Source organism: Haloferax sp. Atlit-109R (assembly GCF_003665865.1).
In the GTDB taxonomy this organism is placed as follows: domain Archaea; phylum Halobacteriota; class Halobacteria; order Halobacteriales; family Haloferacaceae; genus Haloferax; species Haloferax volcanii.
On the sequence record NZ_QPLO01000002.1, the window covers coordinates 404689 to 429444 of the forward strand.

Sequence of the window (24756 nt, forward strand, 5' to 3'; positions counted from 1 at the left end):
CGGCGATGCGTCCGCCGCCCGACTCAGAGATACACGTCTTTCACGTCCGCCTGTCCGGCGCGGCGGACGACGGCGCGGACCACGTCCTCGACGCCCGCGAGGTTGTCCGTGTCGCCGTCGAGGACCAGCAGCTTGGCGTCGCGCCCCTCCTCGACGAGGCCGTAGTTCAGCCCGGCGATGTCGGCCCCGTTGACGGTCGCCATGCGGAGGACCTCGGCGGCGGAAACGTCCGCCAGCTTGGAGGTGAACTCCATCTCGCGGAACATCGAGGGGCTGTTGAGCATCACGTTGTCCGTGCCGAGCGCGACGGTGGTGCGGTCGACCAGTTCGCGAATCGGCGCGACGCCCGCGTCGGTGACGAGGTTCGACCGCGGGCAGATGACGATGGGAATCTCGCTGTCCTCGACGCGCTCGAGGTGGAGCGCCTCGGGGTGGACCATGTGGACGAGGAAGTCCGGGTCGAGGTCCAGCGCGGCGTTGATGTCGTGGGCGTCGCGCTCGCCCGCGTGGATGCCGAACAGCTTTCCGGCGGCCTCGGTCGCGTTCCGAAGCGCGCCGAACTCGCCGTCCCGCGCGCCCGACGCGCCGAAGCCGTCTGCGATTTCCATCGCGTCCGCCGTCTCGCGCCCGAAGACGACCGCCTCGATGTCGCGGCCGTCGAGCGCCCGCCGGATGACGTCGACGCCCTCGACGCCGCCCTCGCGGAACTCCAGACAGGCCGCCGTCCCGCCGGCCTCCATCATGCGGAGCGACCGGTGCATCGCGGCGGCTTTCTCCTCGGTGCTGGCCGCGCGGAGGAGCCGGTGTTTCAGCCCGTCCGGCGGCGCGACGAGGTCGTCGAGCGACAGCCCCTCGCCGGCCTCCTTGGCGATGGAGTCACCGAGGTGGGTGTGGGCGTTGACGAACGCGGGCAGGATGATGTCCGTCGACTCGGTCGCCGTCTCCTCGACTGCGGTTATCGTGCCCTCTTCGACGACGACCCGCCCCTCGACCGGGTCGAAGTCGCGGCCGCGGAGTATCGTACCCTCGAGTTGCATCGCTCTCGACTGCGTCTCGGCGGTGCTTGAACCTCCCGTCTCGGGACGGCGGCTACTCGAACTCGTCGAGCGTCGCGTTGAGGCCGCTTCTGACCTCGGCGACGAGCGCGCCGTCCGCGTCGAGGCCGAGCACGTCGGCGGCCGCGCGGCCGACGCGCTCCGTCTCCTCGCGCGGGGCGTAGACGCCGAGTCGCCACTGCTGTTCCTGTGCGGTCCGGAGCGCCTGCACGAGCGGCGACTCGCGCTCCAACTGCCGCATCTCGCCGTTGACCATCACCCGCGACGACGACTCGGTCATCGACGGGCGCGAGGGCACGTCGAGGATGACGGACTCGGGCGACACGTCGGCGGCGGCGGCGATGTCCCGCTCGAACGCCGCGAGCGTGTCGTGTTCGGCGTCGATAATCGAGTCGGGGACGTTCGGCAGCTCCGCCCAGACGGCCCGCTTGTAGAGGTCGCGGGTGGCCAGCCGCTCGGCGAAGGCGCTCGTCGAGTCGGTGAGGCGGAGCGCGACGAGCAGGTCGGGGTCGTCCATCCGGCGAAGCTCCTCGGCGTCGATGTCGGGCTCGTCGAGCAGTCGCTCCGACGCGCGACGGAGCATCGCCTTCGAGATGCGCGCGACGTGGTGCTGGTAGACGGTCGGGTTCATGAGCGCGCGGGCGAGAAGCAGCGACTCGGCGGTCTGAACGTTCCCCTCCGCGAGGACCAACTCGCCGTCGACGAACGTCAGCTCTCGAATCAGGCGCTCGTGGTCGATAGTGCCGTAGGGGACGCCGGTGTGGTGGGCGTCGCGGACGAGGTAGTCCATCCGGTCGACGTCCAACTCCCCGGAGACGAGTTGACCGAACTCGCCGTCGCCCTCGACCAAGGCGGCGACGCGTTCGGGGTCCAGCCCCTCGTCCTCCAGCGTCTCACCGACGGTCCCGCGGGCGACGAGTCCCTCCACGTCGTCGTGGTACTTGCCGGTGTGGCGATGGGTCACGTCCTCGATGTTGTGGCTGTACGGGCCGTGGCCGACGTCGTGGAGGAGCGCCGCGGCCTCGACGTGGGCGGCGGCGTCGCCCTCGATGCCGAGATGCGAGAGGGCGCGGGAGGCGAGGTGGTAGACGCCGAGGCTGTGTTCGAACCGCGTGTGGTTCGCGGAAGGGTAGACCAGCTGGACGGTTCCCAACTGCTTGATGTGCCGGAGGCGCTGCATCTCCGGCGTATCGAGGAGGGCTTCGGCCGCGCCCTCGACCTCGATGTGGTCGTGGACGCTGTCCTTGATGGTCGTCATTGTGGGTGAATCGGCCGCCATCGGTGAAAAAGGGTCGGTGGGGTAGAGTGGGGTGGGCTGGGGTGGGGCGGTATGCCTCCGCTCTCAGGCGGGCGTCGTCACGCGAACCGGAAGTCCGAGGGCGTCCACGGCGGCCGCGGCCACCTCGTCGCGGACTGCTTCGGGCGCGTAGACGCCGAGTCGCCACTGCGTCCGCTCGGCCGACCGGAGCGCGCCCACGAGTTCGGAGGCGTCTTCGAGGCGTCGGACGACGCCGTTGACGACGACGCGCGACCGGGACTCCTTGATTCGCGGCCGCGACGGGGCGTCCACGATGACCGACTCGGGCGGCACGTCGGCGGCGTCGGCGATATCCCGCTCGGCCGCCCGCGTCGCCTCGAAGTCGAGTTCGACCACGTCGGTCGGCACGGCGTCGATTGGTGCCCAGACGGCCCGCTTGTAGAGGTCGCGGCGCTCGATTCGGCGGCCGAGGTCGGGCACGCGCTCGCCGAGGGCGACGAGCAGGTCGTGGTCGGCCATCCGGACGAACTCCTCGATGGGCACGCCGTCGTCGACGAGGCGCTCGGAGGCGCGTTCGAGCATCGCGCCCGCGATGCGGGAGACGTGGTGGCGGTAGACGGTCGCGTTCATCAGCGCCCGGGCGAGAAGCAGGGATTCCGCCGTCTGGACGTTCCCCTCGGCCAACACGAGTTCGCCGTCCCGGTACCGGAGTTCGCGGACGAGGCGGCCGTGGTCGATAGTGCCGTAGGGGACGCCGGTGTGGTGGGCGTCGCGGACGAGGTAGTCCATCCGGTCGACGTCCAACTCCCCGGAGACCAACTGCCCGAGGCCGCCCGCGCCGTCGACCATGTCGGCGACGCGGTCCGGGTCGAGACCGTGGTCGGTCAGCACGTCTCCGACCGCGGTCCCATCGAGCAGGTGGTGAATCTCGTCGTGGTCGCGGCCGGTCCGACGGCGGATGAGGTCCTCGGTCTGGTGGCCGTAGGGGCCGTGGCCGATGTCGTGGAGGAGCGCGGCGGCGCGGACGTGGGCGGCGCGGTCGCCGTCGACGCCGAGATGCGAGAGGGCGCGGGAGGCGAGGTGGTAGACGCCGAGGCTGTGTTCGAACCGCGTGTGGCTCGCGGAGGGGTAGACGAGCCGGACCGTCGAGAGCTGTTTGATGTGTCGAAGCCGCTGGAACGCGGGCGTGTCGACCAGTTCGGCGGCCACGGGGTCGAGCGAGATGTAGTCGTGGACGCTGTCCTTGACGGCGGTCATAGCGGGTGTTGTGCGAGAGGCATCAAATAGCCGAGCATTCGCGTCGTCGGAGGGTCGAAAGGCGGGGACGACTCGGAAGCCGCTGCGCCCACAAACCGTTTCACGCGGGGGCGACGATGCGAGACTATGAGTCTCGGCTCGGCCCTCGGAAGCGCCCTCGGTTACGCTCTCCTCGGCCTCGCGTGCCTGTTCGTGGTCTTCGCGGGGTACTGGGCCGCCGTGAGCGCCCTGACCGGCGCGACCGCCGGGCGCGCGATGTTCGTCGTCTTCGGCCTCGGCGCGGCCGTGACGACCGGTTTTTTCGGCTACTTCGTCAGGAAGGCGGTCACCGGACAGGTGATGCCGTCGGAGTTCGACGTGTCGGTGGCCTATCGCGGCGGTCGCTGACGAGGGTTTCGCCGGTCTCCGCGGCCGTCCCGCGCTCGTCGTCCGCGACCGGCCGGCGTCTCCGGTGAAGGAACTTTCAAACGGACACTCGCCGTACGGCGCACCATGGTTACGTTTCTCGCCGGGGGGACGGGCACCCCCAAACTCCTCGACGGGGCCGCCGGGGTGTTCGACCCCGCCGAGACGACCGTCGTCGCCAACACCGGCGACGACGTGGAACTCGGCGGCCACCTCGTCTGTCCCGACGTGGACACCGTCCTCTTCGCCGGCGGCGGCGTCCTCGACACCGACCGCTGGTGGGGAATCGCCGGCGACACCACCGCGACCGACGACGAACTCCACCGCCTCGCCGACGCGGCCGGCCTCGAATCCGGCCCGCGATACCTCCCCGAGTCGGCCCAGATGGCCGGCCGCGACATCGCCCGCTGGCGGCGCTTCTCCGGCGTCGCGGCGTTCATGGAAATCGGCGACCGCGACCGCGCGGTCCACATCACCCGCACCTCGCTGCTCGACGAGGGGAACACACTCACCGAAGTCACTCAGACCCTCGCCGCCGCCTTCGACCTCGACGTGTCGCTCCTTCCGATGAGCGACGACCCCGTGGCCACCCTGATTCACACCGACGAGGGGACGATGCACTTCCAAGAGTACTGGGTCCACCGCCGCGCCGACCCCGCCGTCCGCGACGTGGAGTTCCGCGGCGCTGACGACGCCACAATCACCGACGCGGTCGCCGACGCCCTCGAAGAGCCCGTCGTCGTCGGCCCTTCGAACCCCGTCACGAGCATCGGGCCGATGCTCGCCATCGACGGCTTCGCGGACGCCCTCGACGACACGCCGGTCGTCGCCGTCTCGCCGTTCGTGGAGGACACCGTGTTCTCCGGCCCCGCCGCGGACCTCATGGCGGGCGTCGGCTACGAGCCGTCGACTGCGGGCGTCGCCGCGGCCTACCCCTTCGCCGACGCGTTCGTCCTCGACACGGACGACGGGACCGACCTCGACCGCCCGGTCGTCAGGACCGACACCCGAATCGACGGTCCCGACGACGCCGAGCGCGTCGCCCGCGCCGTTTCCGAGGCGCTCGCGGAGGTGTCGTGATGTTCGCCCCGCGGGTCGCCGTTGCGAGCCTCAGCGGCGAGTCCGACGCCGCGTGGGCCGACGCCGCGGTCCCCCACGTCGGCGCGGCGTTTCTCGGCGGCGTCGCCCTCGACGAGCCCGCACAGGCGGCGGCCCGCGACCTCGTCGCCCGCGGACGCTCGGAGTTCCTCGCCGACGACCCGGTCGGCTTCGTCGCCGCCCAACTGGATTCCCTCGACGAGTTCGGCGGGGAAGACCGGTTCGTCGCCGTCAACGTCAGAGCGACCTCGCCCGACCCGATTCGGGCGGTCGCCGCCGTCTGCGCCGACCGCGGCGCGGGCGTGGAGATAAACGCCCACTGCCGACAGGACGAACTCTGCGCCGTCGGCTGCGGCGAGACGCTCCTGCGAGATTCCGACCGGCTGGCCGCGTACGTCGCCGCGGCCGCCGAGTCGGGCGCATCCGTCGGCGCGAAAGTCCGCGCCGAAATCGACGGCGTTGACCTCCCGAATCTCGCGGCCACCCTCGCCGACGCGGGGGCCGACTGGCTCCACGTCGACGCGATGGACTCCGAGGCCGTGATTGCCGACGTGGCCGCCGCCGCGCCCGACCTCTTTCTCGTCGCCAACAACGGCGTCCGCGGCCGCGAGACGGCGACCGAGTACCTCGACTACGGGGCCGACGCCGTGAGCGTCGGGCGGCCGAGCGACAATCCGCGGGTCCTCTGCCGGGTCCGAACCGCCGTGGACGACTGGTTCGCCGGCCGCGAGGACGCCGCCGAGTCGGGCGACGAAAGCGAGGTGTCCGCCTGATGGTCGCGCCCGTCTCCGACCGCGGGTTCGGCCCCGCGCGGCACGCCGAACTCGCGCTCCTGCTCGAAGTCGCCGGGACGCCCAAACCGGGGAACGTCGACCGCCGACGCGACCTCTCGGACCTGCACTTCGAACAGTTCCTGACCGGGGCGGTCGGCTCCGCGGCCGGCCTCGAACTGGCCGAATCGGGCGCGCCGGTCGGCGAGGCGTTCGAGGAGGCGGTCGCCGGCATGAGCCGACAGGGCGGCGGCAACACCCAGTTCGGCTGTCTCCTGCTTCTCGTCCCGCTCGTCCGGGCGGCGGCCGACGACGACCGCGACCTCTCGCCCGCCGGCGCGACCGCCGTGGCCGAGTCGACCACCGTCGCCGACGCGGTCGGGTTCTACCGCGCGTTCGAACACGTCGACGTGGCCGTCGGCGACGTGCCCGACGACGCCCCGGACCTCGACGTTCGGCGCGGCGGCGACGCGGCGGACGCGCTCCGAGACCGCGGATGCACGCTGTACGACGTGATGGGCCTGAGCGCCGAGCGCGACGCCAACGCCCGCGAGTGGACCGGCGGCTTCGCCCGAACGTTCCGCGCGGCCGAGACCATCCTCGATGACGACGGCCCCGTCACCGACCGCGTCGCCCGCGCGTTTCTCGACCTCCTCGCGGAGGAGCCGGACACGCTCGTCGCCACGAACCACGGCGAAGCCGTCGCCCGCGACGTGATGGCCCGCGCGGCCGACGTCTCCGACCTCGACGAGGCCGAGGAGCTGGCCGAGGCGTTCGTCGCCGAGGGAATCAACCCCGGGACGACCGCCGACATCGTCTGCGCGGCGACGTTCGTCGCGCTGGAGCGGGGGGTGCCGCTGTGAGCGACGAGCGCGAGCCCGAATCCGAACCGGAATCCGCGACCGACTGGCCGGTCGAACTCCGCGGCGTCACCGAGACGGTCGTCGCCACGCTCGGGCCGAACGACCGGTGGAACTTCGCGGCGCTCGGCGTCCACGCGCCGGCGGCCGGCGGCGATGACGACGGCGCGTCTTCCGGGTCGTCCGGGTCGTCCGGGTCGCATCTCCCCGCCACCGCCACGACGTGGGGCAACACCCGAACTCGCCGGAACTTCCACCGGCAGGGCGGCGGAGTCGTCCAGTTCGTCTCCGACCCGCGGGCGTTCGTCGAGGCCGCGATGACTATCTACGAGCGTGACTCGCCGGTCCTCGACTCGGCGGACGCGTGGGCCGAAGTCGAGGCGACGCCGGTCGATTCGGGCGAGGACGGCGGGACCGAGTGGGAATCGTGGGAGCTCCGGCCCGTCGATGCCGCGGTCGAGCGGACCCGGCCGTTCACCATCAACCGCGGCTTCGGCGCGGTCATCGACGCGACGGTTGCGGCCTCGCGGCTCGACGTGCCCGCCTTCGACACCGACGACCTGTTGGCCCGACTCGACTACTTCGCCGAGACGGTCGAGAAATGCGGCGGGAAACGAGAGCGCGAGGCGTTCGCGCGAATCGACGAGTTGACGGGCTGGCGCGAGCGGGCGGCCGCGAGACGGAACGAATCGTTTTAGTGTTCGTCCGGGGAATCTTCCGACATGGCAATCAAGCCCAAGTACGTCAAGCAGCTTGGTAACATCCTGCTGGAGCGATACCCGCAGGCGTTCAACACGGACTTCGAGACGAACAAGGACAGCGTCGAGGAACTGACCACGGTCGAGTCGAAGGGCGTCCGCAACCGCATCGCCGGCTACATCACGCGCAAGAAGGGCGGCCAGGGCGCGTAAGTTCGAGTCAGTCGATTCTCTCTGCGAACACATCTTCTCCAGCCCGCGCGGAGCGGCCGCGCCGGTTCGTGCGCGACGAGCGCGTGCGACGGGCGCGCGACCCCCGCGCGGCTCGGTCCCCAGTCCACTATACCCGAACGAACCGCTCCCGAGCGCTTTCGACCGGTCCGGAGGAAGCGTTTAGGCCGCCCTCCCGCGACGTACCGACATGCGCGTCATCGGTCACCGCGGCTGTCCCGTCCTCGCCCCCGAGAACACGCTCGCCGCCTTCGACGCGGCCGCGACGCGACTCGACTGGGTCGAACTCGACGTTCGACGCTGCGGCTCCGGCGAACTCGTCGTCGTCCACGACGAGACGCTCGACCGCGTGACCGGCGCGCCCGGCCGCGTCGCCGAGGCGACTCTCGCGGAGTTGCAGGCACTCACAATCGACGACTCCGACGAGTCGATTCCGACGCTCGCCGCGGTGTTCGACGCCCTGCCGGACCGCGTTTCGGTCAACGTCGAACTGAAAGAACGCGGCCTCGTAGACGACCTCGCCGCCGTCGTCGGCGGCGCGGAACACGAGATACTCGTCTCGTCGTTCGACGCCGAGGCACTCTGCGAGGTGCGCGAGGCGACCGCGCTCCCGGTCGCGTTCCTCTTCGCGTCCGACTGGGCGGAGTCGCTGTCGGTCGCCGCCGACCTCGACTGCGCGGCCGTCCACCCGCACTACGACCTGCTCTCGTCGGCGCGGGTCGAGGAAGCGCACGACCGCGGCTTCGAGGTCAACGCGTGGACGGTCCCCGACCGCGAGATAGTTCGGCGGCTCCGGGAGTGCGGCGTCGACGGCGTCGTCGTCGACGACCCGGCGCTCGCGGAGTGAGCTACCGAGACCGAGCGCCGCCGCGGAACGCCTGAAACGCCGTCTGGTCCCGTCGCACGCCGAGTGCGAACGAGACGAGCGCAACGACGACGCAGACACCGACAACGGCGGTCGGGAGAACCCCGTCCGGGAGGTAGCCGTTCGCCGTCCCGAGTTCGACGCAGGTCCCGGCGAAGACGGCGGCCAGCGCCGCGGAGACGAAGTCGGGTTCCCCCTCGTCGGCGTAGTGTGCCGCGACAGCGACGGCGGCGAAGCCGGCGAGAACGGCGTTGAGAAACAGCCAGCCGAGCGCGGTTTGGACCATGTTGGCCCGGTTGACGTCGGACGAGAATGTGAATGTTCTGTCGTAAATCCGCAGGCCCCCGATTCAGAACCGGTCGACGCGGCCCGAGGCGGCCCACGCGTCGGTCGGCGCGCCGGAGGGGACGCGGTGGCCACAGCCCGTGACCGATTCGAGACGGCCGGCGTACCGCCAGCGCTCCTCGTTCCACGTCTCCTCGCCGTCCCCTGCGGCCGCGGCGGCCGCGGCGACCGACTGGTCGTGGAGGTGCGCGCCGACGGCGGCGGCGATGGCCGCGGCCTCCTCGGCGTCGGCGTCGTCCGGAATCGACAGCCCCGACAGCAGTTCGCCGCTCATAGCGGGATATTGCCGTGTTTCTTGTCGGGTTGGGACTTGCGCTTGGAGTTCAGCATCCGGAGGTCGGAGATGAGGCGCTCGCGGGTCTCGCCGGGTTCGATAACGTCGTCGATGAAGCCGCGGTCCGCGGCGGTGTAGGGGTTGGCGAACTCCTCGCGGTACTCCTCGATGAGTTCGTCGCGGCGGGCGTCGGGGTCGTCCGCGGCCTCGAGTTCGTCGCGGTAGAGGATGTTGACCGCGCCCTGCGGGCCCATCACGGCGATTTCGGCGGTCGGCCACGCGTAGTTCACGTCCGCGCCGAGGTGCTTCGAGGCCATCACGTCGTACGCGCCGCCGTAGGCCTTGCGCGTGATGACGGTCATGAGGGGGACCGTCGCCTCGGAGTAGGCGTACAGGAGTTTCGCGCCGTGGCGGATGATGCCGTTGTGCTCCTGGTCCGTGCCGGGCAGGAAGCCGGGCACGTCCACGAACGAGAGGATGGGGATGTTGAACGAGTCGCAAAAGCGGATGAAGCGCGCGCCCTTCTCCGATGCCTCGATGTTGAGGGTACCGGCGTTCACGCGGGGCTGGTTGGCGACGATGCCGACCGAGTGACCGTCGAGGCGACCGAAGCCGACGACGATGTTCTTGGCGAAGTCCTCCTGGACGCCGAAGAAGGAGCCCTCGTCGAGGACGCCGTCGAGCACGTCGTGGATGTCGTAGGGCTTGCGCGGCTGGTCGGGCACGACCCCGGCGAGGTCGTCATCGACGCGCTCGGGGTCGTCCCACGGCTCGACGCGCGGCGGGTCCTCGACGTTGTTCTGCGGGAGGTACGAAAGCAGGTGGCGGATGTCGTCGAGCGCCTGCTCTTCGGTGTCGGTGGCGAAGTGGGCGACCCCGCTCGTCGAGGTGTGGGTCGTCGCGCCGCCGAGTTCGTCGAAGGTGACCTCCTCGCCCGTGACCGTCTTGATGACGTCCGGGCCGGTGATGAACATGTGGCTCGTGTCGCGGACCATGAAGGTGAAGTCCGTCAGCGCGGGGGAGTACACCGCGCCGCCCGCGCAGGGGCCCATGATGGCCGAAATCTGCGGGATGACGCCCGACGCCTCGGTGTTTCGGCGGAAGATTTCGCCGAAGCCGCCGAGCGACTGGACGCCCTCCTGAATCCGCGCGCCGGCGGAGTCGTTGAGGCCGACGACGGGCGCGCCGACCTCCATCGCCTTGTCCATCACCTTACAGACCTTCTCGGCGAACACCTCACCGAGCGAGCCGCCGAAAACGGTGAAGTCGTGGGCGAAGACGAAGACGGTTCGGCCGTCGACCTCGCCGTAGCCGGTGATGACGCCGTCGCCGGGGAGCTTCGTCTCCTCCATCCCGAACTTGTGGTTGCGGTGGGTTCGGAACTGGTCGAACTCCCGGAAGGTGCCGTCGTCGAGGAAGTAGTCGATGCGCTCGCGGGCGGTCATCTTGCCCTTGTCGTGCTGCGAGGCGATTCGGTCCTCGCCGCCGCCCTTCAGGGCTTTCTCGCGCTTCTCGCGGAGTTCGTCGATCCGGTCTTCCATCGTCATGCCAGACCACCTTCGCTCATTGACTCGTCGGTCCGCAGTCCTCGGTCAAAGGAGTTCCGCAATCCGGCAACCCTTACTTCGACAGTTGTCGAATAATAGGTGGAACAATCATCATGGTTGGTGGCGCGAACGCGGGTCGCTTCTCGGAACGGGTCGGCGGAAAACGAAGGGTTCGGAGGCGAGTTATCGCCCGAATGCGGCGGGCTGGTCGCCGGTTAGACGACCGAATCGGGCTGTCGAAGGCCGAAGAAGGCGGCGGCGGACCCGACGACGGCGACGCCGACGGTCGGCCAGAAGCCGATGGTCGTGTCCACGCCGAAGTGCGTGAGGAGCGTGAAGACGAGGAACAGCGGGAGGACGACGCCGACGGCGAAGAGCCACGGCGTGCCGAGGGACTTCGAGAACTCGCCCGCGCCGGCGGCGAACTCTTCGAGCGCCTCGCGGCCCATGACCCAGCCGACGAACAGGAGGAACGCCGCGAGGCCGGCGGTCAGGAGGACGTTCACGAGCGGCCCGGCGACGAAGCCGAAGATGCCCGGGTTGAACGCGCAGACGCCCCCGGTGACGGCGACGAACGCGGTCATCCCGGAAACGGCGCGTCGGCGTGAGACGCCGTACTCGTCGACGAGGAACGCGACGGGGATTTCGAGCATGCTGATGGAGCTCGACAGCGCCGCGAGCGTCACGACGCCGAAGAACGCGGTGGCGATGAGCGTCCCCGCGGGGAGTTGCGAGAACGCCCCGGCGAGACCGACGAACAGCGCGCCCGGCCCGGTGCCGGTCTCGGTCGGGTTGATTCCCTGCGAGAACAGAAGCGGGAAGACGACGAGGCCGGTGATGACGCCGACGCTCGTGTTGAGGACCGCGATGGCGCTCCCGTCGAAGGGAAGCGAGCGGTCCTCACCGAGGTACGAGGAGTACGTTATCATCGTGCCCGCGCCGAGCGAGAGGGTAAACAGCGCCTGTCCGGCGGCGGGACCGAGAATGGCGAAGAAGTTCTCGGTGATGACCGAGGGGTCGAATCGGAGGAAGAAGGCGTAGCCCGCGGCCGCGTTGGGCTGGGTCGCGGCCCAGCCGGCGAGGCCGACGAGGAGCACGAGCACGGCGGGCATCATGACTTTCGTGCCGAGTTCGATGCCCTTGCGGACGCCCGCGAAGACGATGAGCGCGGTCAAACCGAGGAACAGGAGGTGGTAGAGCGCCGCGTCGACGCCGGCGGAGACGCCGCCGAAGTACTGCCCCGGATTCGTGAAGTACGCGGGGTTGCCGCCGGCGAGCGCGGCCGCGCTTTCGAGGAGATAGCGGATAATCCACCCGCCGACGACGCTGTAAAACGAGAGCAGCGAGATGCCGGTGACGACCGAGAACGCGCCGACGATACCCCATTTTTTCGACCCGGAGAGGTCACGGAGCGCGCCGACCGGCGACTTCTTCGCGCGGCGGCCGATGACGAACTCGCCGAGCAGTCCGGGGACGCCGACGAGAAGGACGATGCCGAGATATACGACGAGGAACGCGCTGCCGCCGTTTTCGGCGGTCTGCCACGGGAACCGCCAGATGTTCCCGAGGCCGACCGCGCTGCCGACGGCCGCGAGGATGAACCCGAGCCGTGTTGCCCATGTTTCTCGTGTCATTGCCACCCATTGACAGCCCACCGGTAAAAGGGCTTTCGAACCGACGATACGTCATCGGAGAAATTTAACGGTTTTGAGTGGTCTACGCGTGAAAATTGCCGTCGAATAGTCGAGGAAGACGCGTCGCTACCGACGATTCCTAACCGCTCGAAAAGCGGGAGCGTTCGCCGCCTCAGAGGGGCGGGACGATGGCCGGGCTCTCGCCGAGGAACAGCGTCTGGAGGCCGAGGGCGAGCGTCGCCACGACGGCGACGATGACGAGCGTGCGGGCGAGCCAGAGCCACGTCAGCCCGACGCCCTCTCCGAGTCCGCTGCCCTTCATCAGTTCGTCGATGGCGGGCGCGCCGTAGACCCACGCCGCGAAGACGAGGATGCCGAGGACCGAAAGCGGGAGGAGCAGCTGGTAGGCGAGCGTGTCGAACCAGCCGAGCCACGCGGAGTCGATAGCCGACGGGACGCCGAGCAGGAAGATGGTCCCGCCGAGGCCGATGGCCATCTGCGGGCGGGACACGTCGTAGTTGTCGATGGCCCACGAGACGACGACTTCGAGCAGGCTGATGGCCGACGAGAGCGCCGCGATGAGCACGACCGCGAAGAAGACGAAGCCGATTATCTGGCCGCCGGGGATGTCACCGAACGCGCCGGCGACGCTGATGAACACCGCGCCCGCGCCGCTCGTGTTGGGGTCGATGCCCTGCGCGAACAGGAGCGGGAGGACGACGAGGCCGGCGAGGATGCCGACGAAGCTGTTCAGGAAGACGATGGTGATGCCGTCGCCGAACAGGCTCTGGTCGCCGTCGATGTAGGAGGCGTAGGTAATCATCGCGCCCATGCCGAGCGACAGCGAGAAGAACGCCTGCCCGACGGCGAAGGGGACGATTTCAGCGAAGTTCTCCGACAGCGCGTTGAAGTCGGGCGAGAGGAAGTACGCGTAGCCCGCCGACGCGCCGGGGAGCGTGAAGGCGAAGACGGCGAGCGCGGCGAGGATGACGACGATGCTCGGCACCATGAGCTTCGTCGCCTTCTCGATGCCGTCTTCGATGCCGGCGGCGACGATGCCGACGACGAGCGTCATAAAGACGGCGTGGAGCGCGAGCGCCTCCATGCCGGCGGACACCTGACCGAAGTACTCCGCGGGGGCGGCGAAGTACGCGCCGGTCAGACTGCCGCCGATGTACCGGAGGACCCAGCCGCCGACGACGCTGTAGTACGACAGAATCCAGAAGCCGGTGAACAGGCCGATAGCGCCGACGACGCGCCACTCCTTGTAGCCGAGTTTCTCGAAGGCGCTGATGGTGTTCAGGTTGGCTTTGCGTCCGATGACGAACTCGGCGAGGATGGCCGGGAGGCCGATGCCGAGCGCCGCGACGATGTAGACGATCAGGAAGGAGGCACCGCCGAACTGGGCGGTCTTGAACGGGAACTGCCAGATGTTCCCGAGGCCGACCGCGCTGCCGACGGCCGCGAGGATGAACCCTGCCCTGGTTGCCCACGTTTCACGTTCGGTCATGTCTATCACCCTGTTGCCGATGTGGGTGTGATAAATGACGCGGTATGCCGTCGCATATCGGAGCAAAATTCGACACAATTTTCTAACTAACTATAATATATGGTTCGTTCGTCCGAATTCGCCCCCCGAATAGCCTCATTTTTCTAACGAGTGTCGTGTTCGTGAATCACTTGCGTACCGTGTAAAAATTCGTGCGCACCGAAACGAATGTCATCCCTTATCGTGGCGAATGTTGCCACGAATCAGAGAGAGGAGTCGGGTCAGGCCTCGCCGTACACCGGGACGGCCGCGCCGCTCGTCACGGGCGTCGCGTCCGAACAGAGCGCGAGGACGGTCCGGGCGATTTCCGCGGGCTTCACCCACGAGTCGAAGTCGGCGTCGGCCATCATCTCGCGGTTCATCGGCGTGTCGATGACGCTCGGCATCACCGCGTTCGCGCGCACGACCCCGCGGTTCTCCTCGGCGATGGTTTCGGTGAGCAGGCGCACGCCCGCTTTCGACGCCCGGTAGACGCCGTCGCCCTCGCCGCCCGAAAGCGACGAGCGGGCCGAGACGCTCACGACGGACCCCTCGGTCTCCCGGAGGTGCGGAACCGCGTGTTTCGACGCGAGGAACATCGTCTTGAGGTTCACGTCGAACAGGAAGTCGAAGGTGTCGGCGTCGGTCTCGTCGACCGGCGTCCCGCCGCGCCACGTCCCGGCGATGTTGGCGAGGTGGTCGAGGCGGCCGAAGTCGGAGACGACCTCGTCGACGACGCGCGCCACGTCGTCCTCGTCGGTGAAATCGCCCTCGTAGAACCGCACTCCTTCGGTCTCGAAAAAGTCGTCTTCGTCGTCGGGTTCGACCACGTCCGCGGCCGCGACCGACGCGCCCGCCTCGTGGAACGCGCGAGCGATTGCGCCGCCGAGCGCGCCGCTCGCACCGGTCACGAGAGCGACGGTTCCGTCGAAATCGAATGTCACGTCCATGTCCGTGCGGTACGTGCGCACGGGACATAATTCGGTCGCGGCTGTGCGCCCGGCGGCGACCGGGCGCGGTGATGGGCTGCGTCCTCACTTTCCGCGTCGGCGGCCGCGTCAGGGCGTGATGACCAGTTTGCCGAGGACGCTGTCTTCCATGACGGCGCGGTGGGCCTCGGCGGCCTCGTCGAGGTCGTAGGTCCGCGCCACGTCGATTTCGAACTCGCCCGCGCCCATCTGGCCGGCGAGTTCCCGCAGGGGCGCAGAGAGGTCGGGCGTGTTGAACATGCTCATCATCGTCAGCGAGAGGTCCTTCCCCCGGGCCGACGACGACAGGTCGAAGCCGACTTCGGGGTCGTTCTCGCCGATGCCGACGACGCGACCGCCGTGGGCGGCCACGTCGGCGTCGAACTGGAGGTAGTCGTCCAGCCGGTGGTCGAGCGTCAGGTCCACGCCGTCGCCAGTCGCCGCGGCAACGACGGCGTCCGCGAGGTCGTCGCGGTCGTAGTCGAGAACCACGTCCGCGCCGAGTTCGGCCACGCGGTCGTGGTAGTCGGGCGCGGCGGTGGCGATGACGCGAGCGCCGGACGCGGCGGCGAGTTGGACCGCGGCGTGGCCGACGCCGCCGGAGCCGCCGTGAATCAGCACCGTGTCTCCGAGTTGCATCCCGCCGTGGTCGACGAGGGCGCGCCACGCGGTGACACCGGCGACGCCCGCGCCGCCGGCCGCGACGAAGTCCACGTCGTCCGAGAGGACCGCGAGCCGGTCGGTCGGGACCGCCGCGAACTCGGCGTAGCCGCCGTAGTGGTCCTTGCCGATGCCGGTGCCGACGACGTGGTCGCCCTCCGCGAAGACCTCCACGTCGGCCCCGACCGCCGCGACCGTCCCGGCCACGTCGACGCCGGGAATCATCGGCATCGCGAACGGCTGGTACGACCCCTCGCGGAAGTACGTGTCCACGGGGTTGACGCCCGCGGCCGCGACTTCGACGAGGACCTCGCCCGCGGCCGGCTCGGGCGTCTTGATGTCGTCTACCTGAAGCACGTCGCGTCCGCCGTGGTCGTGGAATCTGACAGCGCGCATAGATACACAGAAGTTCTTATCCTATTACGTATTTTCCCTACACCATGGACCGAAACCTCGCGCCGTGGCAGAAACGAGACGGTCCAATGTACCTCTCTGAGAAACGACTCTTGAACCGGCTAGTAGAGCGTGGGGTTTCCACGCCCGAGGACCTCGCGGAGGACCGGTTTCGAGAGAACGTAATTCGGCTTCAATGCCGCTTGCTCGCCCGTGTAGGGGCAGTCGTGGAAGTCGCTGAAGATACATTCGAAGCGACCGCATCTGGCGAGGCCATCTTCACCGAGGAGGGTTGTTCTCCCTGGTTCTCTGGGGAAGATCTCGTCGTCGATGAGGAACTCTGTGTCTCTGACTGGCGTCTCACCGACTTTTCGAAGTTGGACCCGACAGACATCAAGCAGATTAATCTGCAGTTCTTCGAAGACCCAGAGAACGACTATCGAATCCTCGATGAGTCGCCAGCATATACCCGACGAAAGATTCTCGGAGCCACCGATTGGAAACTAAATCGCTTGCTCCGCGAGTTTCCACGGACAGAGTCACTCTCACAGCAGTGCGCGCATTGGATGCGTGCGTTCGCTGGGATTCACACGTTTCCGGATGCGAACCACCGAACAGGAATGGCTTCCTTGTACGGTTTACTGAAGCAGAACGATGTCGATTTCCCTGACGAGGAGTGGCCCGGAAATCACATCGAGCGTGCCGTACTGCATTCCAAGATAATTCGTGGCCTCCATTCGAATGTGAAATACAATTCTCTGTGGCTGAAAGACGAACTATACGTTAGTTGGCATCGCTATTTCAGAAATTTCCTCTTGGACTGCGAGAATCGACTGCCGATGAAGCCGACGCTCGAACAGCTACGAAGCGTGATCAACCACGGCCGGGAGAACGGGTTTTAGCTCAGTCTTTGTCCTCGGTGACCTCACCGGGTGAACCCATCGCCACGTATTTATCGTGGTTTCTCTCGATGTTCTTGCTGATTAGATCCAGCGTATCTGGGTTCATCTCTGTGTCCCATAGAGGGTTGCATATATCCAAAAGTGTTTTCCTATCCAGAGCGTCGAGTTCATCTGCCTCTACGTGTGCTGCTCAGACCTCATAGACCGCATATATGCAAAACGAGTGAGCTATGAGGAGAGTCTGACACCGTCGACCCTGAACGTAGATGAATGGGATTTAAGCGCGTGCCTTTCCCTCCCACGCATGGTAATGAAGCTTCACGAATACCAGGCGAAGGACATCTTCGCAGAGGCTGGGATTCCGGTGCCAGAGTCCCGTCTCGCGTCGTCGGTAGAGGAGGTCATGGAGGCGGTCGAGGAGATCGGATACCCCGCCGCCATCAAGGCGCAGGTACACGTCGGTGGGCGTGGCAAGGCCGGTGGCATCAAAATCGCCACGGACGAGGACGAGGCGCGACAGGCCGCAGAGGACATCCTCGGGATGGACCTCAAGGGCTACACGGTCGACCGAGTGCTCGTCGAGGCCGGCGTCGACTTCGAGAACGAACTGTACGTCGGCGTCACGATGGACCGAAGCGAGGGCAAGCCCGTCGCGATGGTCTCGACGGAGGGTGGCGTCAACATCGAGGAAGTCGCAGAGGAGAACCCGGACGCAATCGCCCGCGAACACATCGACCCCGCGTTCGGCCTGCACCCCTATCAGGCCCGCAAGGTCGTCTTCGAGGCGGGCATCCCCCGCGACGTGGCCTTCGACGTGGCCTCGTTCCTCACGACGCTGTACGACCTCTACGAGTCGAACGACGCCTCGGACATCGAAATCAACCCCGTCATGATCACGTCCGACCGCGACATCGTCGCCGCGGACGCCGTCATGAACATCGACGACGACGCCCTGTTCCGCCACGACGACCTCGCGGCGATGGAAGAGGACGCCTACGAGAACGACCTCGAAGCCAAGGCCGGCGAGTACGGCTTCGACTACGTCCGCCTGTCGGGTAACGTCGGCATCATCGGCAACGGTGCCGGGCTCGTCATGACGACGCTCGACCTCGTGGACTACTTCGGCGGCGAACCCGCCAACTTCCTCGACATCGGCGGCGGCGCGAAGGCCGAGCGCGTGGCGAACGCGCTGGACATGGTGTTCTCCGACGAGAACGTCGACTCCGTCGTGTTCAACATCTTCGGCGGCATCACCCGCGGCGACGAGGTCGCCAAGGGTATCAACGAGGCGCTGGAGAGCTTCGACGAGATTCCCAAGCCGGTCGTCGTCCGCCTCGCGGGCACGAACGCCGAGGAGGGGATGGAGATTCTGAACACGGACCTCGTACAGGTCGAAGGGACGCTGGAGGACGCCGTCCAGCGTGCCGTCGAGAACGCACAGGAGGTGTCCCAATGAGCATTTTCGTCGACGACGACACGCGAGTGGTTGTACAGGGTATCACGGGTGGCGAAGGCAAGTTCCACACCCGCCAGATGGTCGAATACGGGACGAACGTCGTCGCCGGGACCTCCCCCGGAAAGGGCGGTCAGGACGTCGACGGCATCCCCGTCTACGACACCGTCGAAGAGGCGGTCGACGAGGAAGACGCCAACGCCTCGGTCGTGTTCGTCCCGCCGGCGTTCGCCGGCGACGCCATCTTCGAGGCGCTCGACACGGACCTCGACCTCGTCGTCGCCATCACCGAGGGCGTCCCGACGCAGGACATGGCCAAGGTCAACAAGCGCCTGTCTGAGACCGACACGCGCCTCATCGGCCCCAACTGTCCGGGCATCATCACGCCCGGCGAGGCCAAACTCGGCATCCTCCCCGGCAACATCTTCGAGGAGGGTAACGTCGGCCTCGTCTCTCGCTCCGGCACGCTCACCTACCAAGTCGTCTCGAACCTGACCGAGCGCGGCATCGGCCAGACCACCGCCATCGGCATCGGCGGCGACCCCATCATCGGCACGTCGTTCGTCGACGCTCTCGAAGCGTTCGAGAACGACCCCGACACGCACGCCGTCGTCATGTGCGGCGAAATCGGCGGCGAAGACGAAGAGCAGGCCGCGAAGTACATCGCGGAGAACATGGACACGCCCGTCGCCGGCTTCATCGCCGGCCGCACGGCACCGCCGGGCAAGCGCATGGGTCACGCCGGCGCTATCGTCTCCGGGTCGGGCACGGGCACCGCTGAGTCCAAGATTTCCGCCCTCAACGACGCGGGCGTCCCCGTCGGTGACACTCCCAACGAGGTCGCCGACCACATCGAAGACTTCCTCTAACTTCGCCCGAAGCGGCTTTCGGTTTTGTCGTCTTTTTTGCGCTATCGCAACCCAGCCCCGCACGGCCCACAGCGCCCGCCGTCGGTCGCGGTCGGCGCGCCGCACTCCCGGCAGACCGCCGTCCGCCGACGCGACCGCTCCCCTGCGGACCGCAGGAACGCCGTCGGGTCGAGCGCCGTCCCGGTCGGCCCGTCGCCCTCGTCGACCCTGTCGAGGACGCGCTCGACGAGGGCGTCCTCGCGCATGGCGTCGAGCAGTCTGACGAAGCCGACGAACAGCAGCGACGGCGCGACGATGCAGAAGCCCGCCACGAGCAGGCGGAACTCGGTTTCCATGTAGGTTGTTAGCGCCCAACAGGCGTATGGCTGACGCTTGGTTCGGGGCGGTCTGGCCCACCCGGCCCGTGTTCTGCGCTCGTCGGTGGCTTTTCGACCGTCGCCGCGACGGCCTATTATCTCGTTTGATACTCTGACGCGCGGATTTATACATCGCATTCGGGTCGGTACGGTAATGGCCGAGAATCTCGTTTTGGAGGTCGAATCACGGCTTCCTGATGCGATTACGGAGAGCTACACGCGGCGACTCGTCGCCGCGATGCTGCTCGTTTCAGTCCTCGTCGCCGGCGTCGGAATCGTCCAGTATCAACAGACGGCGTCCACGATAGACGCGGACGCCCGCGCCGACCTGCTCACCGAGGCCGAACGCGAGGCCTTGCAGGTGAACACCTGGTTCGACGAGCGCGAACGTCTCGTGGGCATCGTCGCCGACGACCCCTCCGCCGGCAGCACCCTCGACGGGCGCTCCTCGGCGACGCTGACGGCCGCGAAAGAGGACATGCCCGCGGACGTGGCCGCGCTCCACTTCGTCAACACCGAGACGACGGCGGTCATCGGCTCGTCCGAGGAGGGCGCGGTCGGGACGACGCTGTTCGAAGACGGGTCGCTTCCGCTCCCCGCGAGCGCCGACCTCTCGGACGACGGCGTCGAACGAACGACCGTCTACGTCGAAGACGGCGTCGCCTACATGGGCTTCGTCGCGCCGCTCCCGTCCATCGAACCCCGCGCAATCGTCCTCGTCGCCGAGGCGTCCTCGCTCGGGGCCGCGCTCGACGGGAACCACATCGACGGCGGCTTCACCCAACTCGTGACGACCGACGGAAACGTCCTCTACGACGGGGGCGGCGGCCGGTCGAACGTCGCCTATCCCGCCGCCGAGGCGTCCGAACTCGACGCCGCCTTCGCCGGCGAGACGGGCGTCACCCGCCTCGCCCCCGTCGAGGGCCTCGTCTCCTCGCCGCACGTCGTCGCGCACGTCCCCGTCTCCGGCGGCGTGCTCCTCCTGCACGCCCCCGCGAGCAGCGTCTTCGCGCTCTCCCGAAGCGTCGGTCTCGGGATTGCGACGCTGCTCGCACTCTCGGTCCTCGGATTCGTCGTCTTCGCGCTCATCATCCGCGGGAACACCGCGCGCCCGCTCGTCGACCTCGCGTCGACCGTCTCCGCGCTCCGCGACGGCGACCTCGACGTGGCACTCGAAACCGACCGCACCGACGAGTTCGGACAGGTCGTCCGCGGCATCGACAACCTCCGGGACGACCTCCGCGACCAGCGCGCCGACGCTCGCGTTTACAGCGAGGCGATGACCCGCGCGGCCGACGGCGACCTGCGCGTCCGCCTCCCGACCGACTCCGAGAGCCGCGACATGGCGACCGTCGCCGCCGCGTACAACGAGATGATGGACGATATCGAACAGACCGTCGGCACGGTCAAGACCTTCGGCGAGGACGTGGCGACGCTCGCGGACCGCGTGGCCGACCGCGCCGACGACGTGTCCGCCGCGAGCGAGGAGGTGTCGGCGTCGGTCCAGCAGATTTCCGAGGGCGCGAGCGAGCAGACCGACAGTCTCGTCGCCGCCGCCGACGAGATAAACGACCTCTCGGCGTCCATCCAGCAGATTGCCTCGTCGGCCGACGAACTCGTCCGACTCACCGAGGAGGCCGAGGCCCGCTCGCTCGACGGTCAGACCGCCGCCACCGACGCCCTCGACGACATCGACGCCGTGCGCGCCGAGACGGAGGCGACCGTCAGCGAGGTCCGCGAACTCGACGACCGCCTCGCCCAAATCGAGGAAATCGTCGAGGTCATCACCGACATCGCGGAGCAGACCGACATCCTCGCGCTCAACGCGAACATCGAGGCCGCCCGCGCCGGCGAGGCCGGCGAGGGGTTCGCCGTCGTCTCCAACGAGGTCAAACAGCTCGCACAGGAGACGAAATCCTCGGCGGGCGACATCGAGTCGCTCGTCACCGAAATCGAGGCCCAGCGCGACGCCGTCGTCTCCCGCATCGAGCGCATGCAGGCGCAGGTCGAAGAGAGCGCAACCTCGGTCGACGAGGCGCTGTCCTCCTTCGACGGCATCGTCGAGCGCGTCGAGGAGACGACCGCGAGCGTCCACGAGATTTCCGACGCCACGGGCAGTCAGGCCGACTCCTCCCAAGAGGTGCTCTCGATGACCGACGAAATCGCGGGCATCTCCGAGGAAACCGCCGCGGAGGCCGAGAACGTCTCCGCGACCGCCCAAGAACAGAGCGCCGCGCTCGTCGACGTCAACGGGGACGTGCGCGAACTCTCGTCGCACGTGAGTCACCTCGACGACCTCCTCGACGCGTTCGAGGTCGACGACGGCGGCGACGTGGCCGCGACCGTCGACGACGTGCTCGGCGACGAGGCGGACGCGGAGGCGGCCACCGACGCGGACCGGGGTCGTCCCGCACCCGAGTCGAACCCCGACCGAGAACCCTCGCCCGCGGACGACTGAGATGCGCGTCGACGACATCATGACCGAGGAGGTGGCGACCGTCGAACTGGGGTCGAGCGTCGCGGACTGCGCGCAGACCATGCTCCGCGAGGGCGCGGGGAGCGTCGTCGTGATGGCCGACGGCGGTCCGGCGGGCATCGTCACCGAATCGGACGCGCTCCGCGCCGGCGTGGCGAGCGGGAAGCCGCTTTCTGCGGTCCCGACCCGCGCGGTCATGTCGAGTCCCATCAAGTGGATTCGGCCGGACTCCACGACGCGCGTGGCCGCCGAGCAGATGCGCGAAAACAGGGTGAAAAAGCTCGTCGTCGTCGACGGCTCGGAGATGGTCGGCATCGTGACCGCCACGGACATCGCCTTCCACCTCTCGGACGTGGCCCGCGGCGTCGGCCAGATGATAGAACTCAAGGACAAGTGGGAGTCGGACCGCCGATTCCGCTGACCGCCGCCCGTCGCCCGCCGGTATCCGGTCGCCGGTCGCCGGTCGTCCCACGGCAACCGCTATTACTACCCATCCCCGGCGAAGCGTTGATAACGCCGTCTCGCATCTAGTCACGTCGAGTGTACGACCGTCTCGCGTCGATTCGTCCCCGCGTCAGGTCCGGCCTCGAACGAGCGTTCGCGGCGGACCACACACCTCACGAGGTGGCCGCCAGCTTCGCGTTCGGCGTCTTCTTCGTGGCCATGCCGACCGCAGGGACCGCCCTCGCGCTGTTCGCCCTCATCGGCTACTTCGTCGAGCGGGCGAGCCGACTCGCGCTCGTCGCCACGCTCGTCGTGTTCAACCCGCCCGTCAAGTGGGCGGTCTACGGCGCGAGCTTCTGGCTCGGCTCGCATCTGCTCGGGCCGGTTTCGGGAGCCTCGGTCGCAGACGTGTCGCTCAGTTCCGGCCTCGATATCCTCCTCCGACAGCTCGTCGGCAACACGATTCTCGCCGCCGTCCTCGCCGTCGTCGGCTACGCGGTGACGCTCCAACTGGCGCGTCTGCACCACCGGCGACAGCGGTCGGCGTCGCCGGCGGGAGCCGCCGAGAGTCGAAGCGACGACGCCCGACCCGACGTGCCGTCGTGACTACCGCTGTGACTGTTCCTCTCTGCCCTCCTCGAACGCCCGGAGCGACTGGACGAGCTTGTAGCCCAGATAGACGAGCGCGAGCGGGATGAGGAGCAACAGCGCCAAGATAACGAGTTCGGGGCCGCCGGGAATTTGCAGGAGGGCCATGGGCGGGGTTCGCGGGCGGACGGCATAGTGGTTGGTGGTGCGGGAGGCCGTCTGTTCGGGTGGATGCTGTGGTGTGCTGTGTCGGGTGACACGCTCGCTTCGCTCGCGTGAACCACACTCGCTCACTGCGTTCGCTCGCTGGTTCAAATCTGCCCGGAACCACGTACACGACGCCGACGCGAGAGACACAGAGGTCTCTCGCGGCCGTGGCGTCGGAGAGAAGTGGGTTGGGGCAGATTTGAACTGCCGGCCTCCTCCATGTCAAGGAGGTGTCATAACCAGACTAGACCACCAACCCGGTGTGTTGCGAACATCGTCGAACGTCGAAACGCGGGAAGAGGAGTGGGTTGGGGCAGATTTGAACTGCCGGCCTCCTCCATGTCAAGGAGGTGTCATAACCAGACTAGACCACCAACCCGGTTACGGTGCTTCCCGCGTCCGTTCGGACGCATCTCTCCGTTGTCCGGGGTTACAATTTAAGCTTTCGAATCGGACTACGTGCGGCGATTCGGGTCACAGCGCGGTCCCGCCGTCCGAGGCGGTCGATTCGACCCGCGCGCCGACCGGCCGATGCCGGCGATTTTCGCCAGCCCGACACGCTTAAGCCGATGTACGAATTTGTACATCGTAACCCGAAGAAGTACATCGGTGATTACCAATGCAGGATTATATCGAACGTGTGACCGGCGGTGCGGACCTGACTGTCGAGGAGGCGCGCGACGCCGCGCGGGCGGTCTTCGAGGACGCGACCGAGGCGCAAATCGGCGCGCTCCTCGCCGCGCTCCGGGCGAAAGGTGAGACCGAGGCCGAAATCGCGGGGTTCGCGCAGGGGATGCGCGACGCCGCCCTGACCATCGAGCCCGACCGCGGCCCGCTCGTCGACACCTGCGGCACCGGCGGCGACGACTACAACACCATCAACGTCTCGACCACGAGCGCGCTCGTCGCGGCCGGCGCGGGCGCGGCAGTGGCCAAGCACGGCAACTACTCCGTCTCTTCGTCTTCTGGGAGCGCCGACGTGCTGGAGGTCGCCGGCGTGAACGTCGAGGCCGAACCCGAGTCCGTCGAGGCGTGCATCGAGGACAACGGCGTCGGCTTCATGCTCGCACCCGTGTTCCACCCCGCGATGAAGGCCGTCATCGGCCCGCGGAAGGAACTCGGCATGCGGACGGTCTTCAACGTCCTCGGCCCGTTGACGAACCCCGCCGGGGCCGACGCGCAGGTCCTCGGCGTCTACGACGCCGACCTCGTCCCCGTCATCGCCGAGTCGCTGTCGCACATGCCCGTCGAGCGCGCCCTCGTCGTCCACGGCTCCGGCATGGACGAAATCGCGCTCCACGACGCGACCACGGTCGCCGAAATCGACGGCGACGAAATCACCGAGTACACCCTCACGCCCGCCGACCTCGGCCTCGAACGGGCCCCCATCGAGGCGGTCGCCGGCGGCACGCCGCAGGAGAACGCCGACGACCTCGAAGGCATCCTCACCGGCGACGTGACCGGACCCAAGCGCGACCTCATCCTCGCCAACGCCGGCGCGGCAATCTACGTCGCCGGCCTCGCGGACTCGCTGGAGGGGGGCGTCGAAGTCGCCCGCGACGCCATCGACTCCGGTGCCGCGAAAGCCAAACTCGACGCGCTTCGGGAGGCGTGA

General features: G+C 68.0%; 26 protein-coding genes and 2 tRNA genes. 14 read left to right on the plus strand and 14 right to left on the minus strand.

Features of this window, described 5'->3' with window-relative positions; all coding sequences use genetic code 11:
• Nucleotides 1-23: 23 nt before the first annotated feature.
• The 3 genes from DVK03_RS10750 to DVK03_RS10760 all read right to left on the minus strand — a co-directional run bounded on the left by DVK03_RS10750 (nt 24) and on the right by DVK03_RS10760 (nt 3570).
• The gene (locus tag DVK03_RS10750) at nt 24-1037 is read right to left on the minus strand and encodes an amidohydrolase family protein (protein WP_115802916.1); all 1014 of its coding nucleotides are present in this window, start codon (nt 1035-1037) and stop codon (nt 24-26) included.
• Between the two features lie 52 nt (nt 1038-1089).
• On the minus strand, nt 1090-2313 hold the full coding sequence (locus DVK03_RS10755; RefSeq protein ID WP_115802917.1) for an HD domain-containing protein: 1224 nt from the start codon (nt 2311-2313) through the stop codon (nt 1090-1092).
• Between the two features lie 84 nt (nt 2314-2397).
• Nucleotides 2398-3570, minus strand: a complete 1173-nt coding sequence (locus DVK03_RS10760; protein WP_115802918.1) for an HD domain-containing protein — start codon at nt 3568-3570, stop codon at nt 2398-2400.
• A gap of 126 nt (nt 3571-3696) precedes the next feature.
• Between DVK03_RS10760 and DVK03_RS10765 the strand changes: the two genes are divergently transcribed.
• The 7 genes from DVK03_RS10765 (at nt 3697) to DVK03_RS10795 (ending at nt 8479) form a co-directional block, all read left to right on the plus strand.
• Nucleotides 3697-3957: a hypothetical protein gene (locus DVK03_RS10765; RefSeq protein WP_115802919.1), complete on the plus strand. Its 261-nt coding sequence runs from the start codon at nt 3697-3699 to the stop codon at nt 3955-3957.
• Nucleotides 3958-4062: 105 nt separating this feature from the next.
• The gene (gene cofD / locus DVK03_RS10770; RefSeq protein ID WP_115802920.1) at nt 4063-5055 is read left to right on the plus strand and encodes a 2-phospho-L-lactate transferase; all 993 of its coding nucleotides are present in this window, start codon (nt 4063-4065) and stop codon (nt 5053-5055) included.
• Complete coding sequence (locus DVK03_RS10775; RefSeq protein WP_115802921.1) at nt 5055-5846, plus strand: tRNA-dihydrouridine synthase; 792 nt, start codon at nt 5055-5057, stop codon at nt 5844-5846. The genes cofD and DVK03_RS10775 overlap by 1 nt, the downstream gene beginning before the upstream one ends.
• On the plus strand, nt 5846-6706 hold the full coding sequence (locus tag DVK03_RS10780) for a triphosphoribosyl-dephospho-CoA synthase (protein ID WP_115802922.1): 861 nt from the start codon (nt 5846-5848) through the stop codon (nt 6704-6706). The genes DVK03_RS10775 and DVK03_RS10780 overlap by 1 nt, the downstream gene beginning before the upstream one ends.
• Entirely contained in the window at nt 6703-7401 is a 699-nt protein-coding gene (locus DVK03_RS10785) for a DUF447 domain-containing protein (RefSeq protein ID WP_006601419.1), read from the plus strand. The genes DVK03_RS10780 and DVK03_RS10785 overlap by 4 nt, the downstream gene beginning before the upstream one ends.
• A 24-nt stretch (nt 7402-7425) precedes the next feature.
• Complete coding sequence (locus DVK03_RS10790) at nt 7426-7614, plus strand: 30S ribosomal protein S17e (protein WP_004042417.1); 189 nt, start codon at nt 7426-7428, stop codon at nt 7612-7614.
• 208 nt (nt 7615-7822) lie between these two features.
• On the plus strand, nt 7823-8479 hold the full coding sequence (locus tag DVK03_RS10795) for a glycerophosphodiester phosphodiesterase (RefSeq protein ID WP_115802923.1): 657 nt from the start codon (nt 7823-7825) through the stop codon (nt 8477-8479).
• 1 nt (nt 8480) lies between these two features.
• On the opposite strand, the gene DVK03_RS10800 is transcribed toward DVK03_RS10795, so the two are convergent.
• From DVK03_RS10800 to DVK03_RS10830, 7 genes are all read right to left on the minus strand, one after another.
• Complete coding sequence (locus DVK03_RS10800) at nt 8481-8783, minus strand: hypothetical protein (RefSeq protein WP_004062511.1); 303 nt, start codon at nt 8781-8783, stop codon at nt 8481-8483.
• Between the two features lie 63 nt (nt 8784-8846).
• Nucleotides 8847-9116 carry a hypothetical protein gene (locus tag DVK03_RS10805; protein ID WP_004042408.1) on the minus strand — a complete coding sequence of 90 codons (270 nt, stop codon included), beginning with the start codon at nt 9114-9116 and terminating at the stop codon, nt 8847-8849.
• Nucleotides 9113-10657 (minus strand): acyl-CoA carboxylase subunit beta, encoded by a 1545-nt coding sequence (locus tag DVK03_RS10810; RefSeq protein ID WP_004062513.1) that lies wholly within the window; start codon nt 10655-10657, stop codon nt 9113-9115. Before DVK03_RS10810 ends, DVK03_RS10805 begins: the two co-directional genes overlap by 4 nt.
• Before the next feature lie 221 nt (nt 10658-10878).
• Entirely contained in the window at nt 10879-12297 is a 1419-nt protein-coding gene (locus DVK03_RS10815; RefSeq protein ID WP_004062514.1) for a sodium-dependent transporter, read from the minus strand.
• Nucleotides 12298-12469: 172 nt separating this feature from the next.
• Nucleotides 12470-13807: a sodium-dependent transporter gene (locus DVK03_RS10820; RefSeq protein ID WP_006601415.1), complete on the minus strand. Its 1338-nt coding sequence runs from the start codon at nt 13805-13807 to the stop codon at nt 12470-12472.
• Between the two features lie 260 nt (nt 13808-14067).
• Nucleotides 14068-14775, minus strand: coding sequence for an SDR family oxidoreductase (locus DVK03_RS10825; RefSeq protein ID WP_008605480.1), 708 nt, complete (start codon nt 14773-14775; stop codon nt 14068-14070).
• 108 nt (nt 14776-14883) lie between these two features.
• Nucleotides 14884-15849, minus strand: coding sequence for an NADPH:quinone reductase (locus DVK03_RS10830; protein ID WP_115802924.1), 966 nt, complete (start codon nt 15847-15849; stop codon nt 14884-14886).
• 44 nt (nt 15850-15893) lie between these two features.
• Here DVK03_RS10830 and DVK03_RS10835 point away from each other — a divergent pair, with 44 nt between their 5' ends.
• From DVK03_RS10835 to sucD, 3 genes are all read left to right on the plus strand, one after another.
• Nucleotides 15894-16748: a hypothetical protein gene (locus DVK03_RS10835; protein WP_231896122.1), complete on the plus strand. Its 855-nt coding sequence runs from the start codon at nt 15894-15896 to the stop codon at nt 16746-16748.
• A gap of 310 nt (nt 16749-17058) precedes the next feature.
• Nucleotides 17059-18204: an ADP-forming succinate--CoA ligase subunit beta gene (sucC, locus tag DVK03_RS10840; RefSeq protein ID WP_004042383.1), complete on the plus strand. Its 1146-nt coding sequence runs from the start codon at nt 17059-17061 to the stop codon at nt 18202-18204.
• Entirely contained in the window at nt 18201-19070 is an 870-nt protein-coding gene (gene sucD, locus DVK03_RS10845) for a succinate--CoA ligase subunit alpha (protein ID WP_004062518.1), read from the plus strand. Before sucC ends, sucD begins: the two co-directional genes overlap by 4 nt.
• A 41-nt stretch (nt 19071-19111) precedes the next feature.
• Here the strand turns inward: sucD and DVK03_RS10850 are convergent, their stop codons facing one another.
• Entirely contained in the window at nt 19112-19405 is a 294-nt protein-coding gene (locus DVK03_RS10850; RefSeq protein ID WP_115802925.1) for a zinc ribbon domain-containing protein, read from the minus strand.
• A gap of 175 nt (nt 19406-19580) precedes the next feature.
• On the opposite strand from DVK03_RS10850, the gene DVK03_RS10855 reads away from it, so the two are divergent.
• From DVK03_RS10855 to DVK03_RS10865, 3 genes are all read left to right on the plus strand, one after another.
• On the plus strand, nt 19581-21884 hold the full coding sequence (locus tag DVK03_RS10855; protein ID WP_115802926.1) for a methyl-accepting chemotaxis protein: 2304 nt from the start codon (nt 19581-19583) through the stop codon (nt 21882-21884).
• A gap of 1 nt (nt 21885) precedes the next feature.
• Nucleotides 21886-22323 (plus strand): CBS domain-containing protein, encoded by a 438-nt coding sequence (locus DVK03_RS10860; RefSeq protein ID WP_115802927.1) that lies wholly within the window; start codon nt 21886-21888, stop codon nt 22321-22323.
• Nucleotides 22324-22442: 119 nt separating this feature from the next.
• The gene (locus DVK03_RS10865; protein ID WP_115802928.1) at nt 22443-22952 is read left to right on the plus strand and encodes a DUF2062 domain-containing protein; all 510 of its coding nucleotides are present in this window, start codon (nt 22443-22445) and stop codon (nt 22950-22952) included.
• On the opposite strand, the gene DVK03_RS20060 is transcribed toward DVK03_RS10865, so the two are convergent.
• The 3 genes from DVK03_RS20060 to DVK03_RS10875 all read right to left on the minus strand — a co-directional run bounded on the left by DVK03_RS20060 (nt 22953) and on the right by DVK03_RS10875 (nt 23520).
• Nucleotides 22953-23102 (minus strand): hypothetical protein, encoded by a 150-nt coding sequence (locus DVK03_RS20060; RefSeq protein ID WP_004042373.1) that lies wholly within the window; start codon nt 23100-23102, stop codon nt 22953-22955.
• Nucleotides 23103-23325: 223 nt separating this feature from the next.
• Nucleotides 23326-23400 (minus strand) — tRNA-Val (locus DVK03_RS10870).
• Between the two features lie 45 nt (nt 23401-23445).
• Nucleotides 23446-23520, minus strand: a tRNA-Val gene (locus tag DVK03_RS10875).
• A gap of 240 nt (nt 23521-23760) precedes the next feature.
• Between DVK03_RS10875 and trpD the strand changes: the two genes are divergently transcribed.
• Entirely contained in the window at nt 23761-24756 is a 996-nt protein-coding gene (gene trpD / locus DVK03_RS10880) for an anthranilate phosphoribosyltransferase (protein ID WP_115802929.1), read from the plus strand.